This is a genomic window from Sphingorhabdus sp. (assembly GCF_041737645.1).
Taxonomy (GTDB): domain Bacteria; phylum Pseudomonadota; class Alphaproteobacteria; order Sphingomonadales; family Sphingomonadaceae; genus Sphingorhabdus_B.
Map to the genome: position 1 here is coordinate 1 of NZ_JBGSRI010000014.1, position 3406 is coordinate 3406.

The 3406-nt window shown below is 54.7% G+C and carries 3 protein-coding genes and 1 pseudogene; 3 read left to right on the forward strand and 1 reads right to left on the reverse strand.

The features are described from left to right. The 3 genes from ACEW72_RS01915 to ACEW72_RS01925 form a co-directional block, all read left to right on the forward strand. Window positions 1-1858 (forward strand): CocE/NonD family hydrolase (locus ACEW72_RS01915; protein ID WP_373474691.1); only part of this gene is annotated, 1858 nt, incomplete at its 5' end. A gap of 80 nt (window positions 1859-1938) precedes the next feature. Then, window positions 1939-2808 (forward strand): 3-keto-5-aminohexanoate cleavage protein, encoded by an 870-nt coding sequence (locus ACEW72_RS01920; protein WP_373474692.1) that lies wholly within the window; start codon window positions 1939-1941, stop codon window positions 2806-2808. Beyond that, on the forward strand, window positions 2805-3032 hold the full coding sequence (locus ACEW72_RS01925) for an SDR family NAD(P)-dependent oxidoreductase (RefSeq protein ID WP_373474693.1): 228 nt from the start codon (window positions 2805-2807) through the stop codon (window positions 3030-3032). Before ACEW72_RS01920 ends, ACEW72_RS01925 begins: the two co-directional genes overlap by 4 nt. A gap of 76 nt (window positions 3033-3108) precedes the next feature. Here ACEW72_RS01925 and ACEW72_RS01930 read toward each other — a convergent pair. Continuing rightward, a pseudogene (locus ACEW72_RS01930) lies at window positions 3109-3393 on the reverse strand (sacsin N-terminal ATP-binding-like domain-containing protein); the annotation flags it as partial. Between the last annotated feature and the right edge of the window lie 13 nt (window positions 3394-3406).

Genomic DNA, 3406 nt, shown 5'->3' on the forward strand with positions numbered 1-3406 from the left:
AAACTTGCTGCTGCTGGTCGCATTGCTTGCGACCTTTCTGGCCGGTTGCTCGAAGGCAGATGTTCCGGATGAAGGTGCATCACGAGAGGCGGAATATGCCAAGCTCTATGATATCGAGCCTGTGGCGGTATCATCTTTTGATGGCGTCAGCCTGAAAGGCATATTGATTCGCGGACGCAAGCTGGACATGAAGTTACCCGCTGTGCTGATCCGCACACCCTATTCGATCTGGGATGATGAAATTGCCGAGTCCGAGGCTTTTGTTAAAGGCTTTTTGAACGCTGGGTATGCCGTTGTTATCCAAAATGAACGCGGAAGGTTCGGGTCTGGAGGGCGATATCTAAAAACCATACCCAGTGCGCGCGAAGACGGCATAGCTACACTGGATTGGATAGCGCGCCAGCCTTGGTCGACCGGTCGGGTGGGCACTTTCGGATGTTCGTCGTCAGCTGAAAACCAGCTCGATCTCGCTCTTGCACGACACCCGGCCCATGTCGCCATGATTCCACGGTCTGCGGCTGTTGCGATGACGGAGGCCAAGGCAACCAATGTCCGGGAACCAGGCCAGACGCGGCGCGGTGGGGTATTCTGGCTTGGGGGATGGGCGTCATGGTTCTATTATTATGGGAAACTCGACGGAGTTACTTCGGAACCGGTTGGCGATCCAACGCCCGACAAAGACCTCGCCGATAACTGGCCTGATAAATCAAACGGCTTTCCACAGATTAGACTCATGAAACGTCTCGGCGTCCAGCCGACCGAATTTGAGGACTATATTACCCGCCCGATCCAGTCGGAATCGTGGTCAGACTCACGCATATCTGATCGTGATGACATCCAAATTCCAACATTGTGGATGTCGTCATGGTTTGATTACACCCCTCAGCTGGAAATTGGCGTGTTCGAGGCAAACCGAACCCGGGCCGAAGCGCGCCAAACCAACGATCATAAACTGATCGTTTCATCGGGGCTCCATTGCCAGCAAAGTCTGGAAGACGAAAAGTCGTTGGTTGGCGAGCGCGCTGTTGGCGATGCCAGGCTGAATTATGCCCAGCGCGCAGTGGATTGGTTTGATGCGTTTGTCAAAAAAGACACCGCGGCACTAGCAAAGGTTCGGGCAGCTCCAGCTATCCTTTTCTATGACAATGGCGCCAGTCGGTGGCGGACAGCGGAAAGTTGGCCGGTATCAGATGCCGACCTGCGGCTCTGTCTAGATGCTCGTAACAACAGCCTTGGTATTTCAACAGCCGACAAAGCCTGTTCGGTGCAATCGGGTACAACCTCGTACTTGCACGATCCGTTAAGCCCAGTCCCAACTTTGGGCGGCGGGGGATATCCCGAGGACTTAGGTGCCAAATATCCACTGGGTGCGGTTAGTCAGCACCCGCTCGCCAAGCGATCAGACGTCAAAACTTTCTTGTCCGCTCCGCTGAACAAAGATGTTGGGACATTTGGCAATGTCGCCGTGACACTTTGGGCTTCCTCCAACGCTCCGGATTTCGATGTGTTCGCAAAGCTCGTTGAAGTCTTGCCCGATGGCGAGACGCTCAACGTTGCTGATACGGCGTTGCGCGCGCGCTATCGCAAAGGTTATGACCGCGAAGTCTGGATGAAAACCGGCGTGCCGGAAGAGCTTAAATTGCCCAATATGGTCATCGGCCACACGTTCCGAAAAGGCAGCCGGATCGGCATACAGATCGCGTCATCGAACTGGCCCCAATTTTCCATCAACGGTAGTACCAAGAAGCTGCCCGAGTTGGAGAGTAAGCCGCGCCCCGCCGAGATCACACTGTGGACGGGAGGTCGGTTTCCGACCGTAATAGCCCTGCCCGTAAAACCCAATGATCAACTGAAGTAGTCGGCACTAGCCCAGTCGTTACTTCGCAAAACAGCCACAAAATTGGAGAATATTTGATGCTAAGAAACAGCAAAATAATTGTGTCATGCGCAGTAACGGGAAATGCCCCGTTCAATCGCAAACACCCCGCTTTTCCTGTCACACCTACCCAAATTGCCGCAGCCTGCGTCGAAGCCGCAGATGCTGGCGCCGCGATAGCGCATATCCATGTCCGTGATCCCCAAGTTGGCGGCGGTAGCCGCGATCCCAAGCTATTCAAAGAAGTGACCGACCGCTTGCGCGACAGCGGGCGCGACATATTGATCAACCTGACCGGCGGCCTTGGGGCATTCTACAAGCCCGACCCGGCGAATGACGGTCGCGCGATGGCGGGCAGCGATGTCGCGTCGGTTGACGAGCGAATGGAGCATCTGGAACTTTGCCGCCCGGACATAGCGTCGCTCGACATCAACACCAGCAACCAGACCGAAGCGGGCGAAGAGTTTATCTACATGAACTCCACGCAAACCCTGCGAGCGATGGCGGCGCGCTATCAGGCACTGGGTATTAAGCCTGAGCTTGAGGTGTTCGGTGCAGGCGATATCGAATTTGGCAAGGCGATGATTGCCGAAGGGCTGATCGATGGCCCGCCGATGTTTCAATTCGTCCTCGGGGTCAATTGGTGCACGAAAGCCGATACGCTGGGGATGTATTACATGAAGCAATTGTTGCCGCCCGGCGCGGTATGGGGTGCGCTTGGCATTGGTCGAGAGGAAATGCCAGTCGTCGCGCAGACTGCGATTCTTGGCGGCAACATCCGTGTTGGTCTTGAGGATAATCTATACCTTGAAAAGGGCGTTTTTGCGACCAACGGCCAGTTGGTGGAACGCGCCCGTTCGATTGTGCATCAGTTGGGTTACGAATGTGCAAGTGTCGCCGAAACGCGGGTGATGCTGGGAATTGGTGGATGACTGCACGGATTCTCGTAACCGCAGGCGGTGCCGGAATTGGCCAGGCAATTACAGAAGCGTTCCTTGCGTCAGGTGCGCGCGTGGCCATTTGCGATGTCGATGCCGATGCTTTGCAAAATATGCGTGACACCCATCCATATCAAATGGGAATTCAAACCGTGTCTGGCCTTGCAAGCCAGAGGGGGTTTCTAGCTCAAACGGAAGCACCAATCGGCAGATTTTGAATGAGAATGTCGAGGACCAGATGTGCGGAGTTTCCGAGTAGGCAAAGACGGCTTTGAATCCTACCCCGAAGCGGCCGATTTTATCATCATCGTGCGCCTTGGTGCCTTCGCCAATATCTGTAATCGCAGAAATATCCTGCGGACGAAAAGGTTCGCCATTGTGCTCGAATATCAACCTATCGGACGTGAGGAGAAACTTGACCTCGGTAGCGCCGCGATCCTCAGCGTTCTGCAAAAGTTCGTATATGAAGTGGGCGCTGTCCGGATAAAGATCTTCAACGATCTTACGAATTCCGCTATGTTTCTCAAGAACGCGGGCCAAATCCTCCCGTTCCGCGCGGACATCATTGATGACGCTCATGCCGATGCCTTCA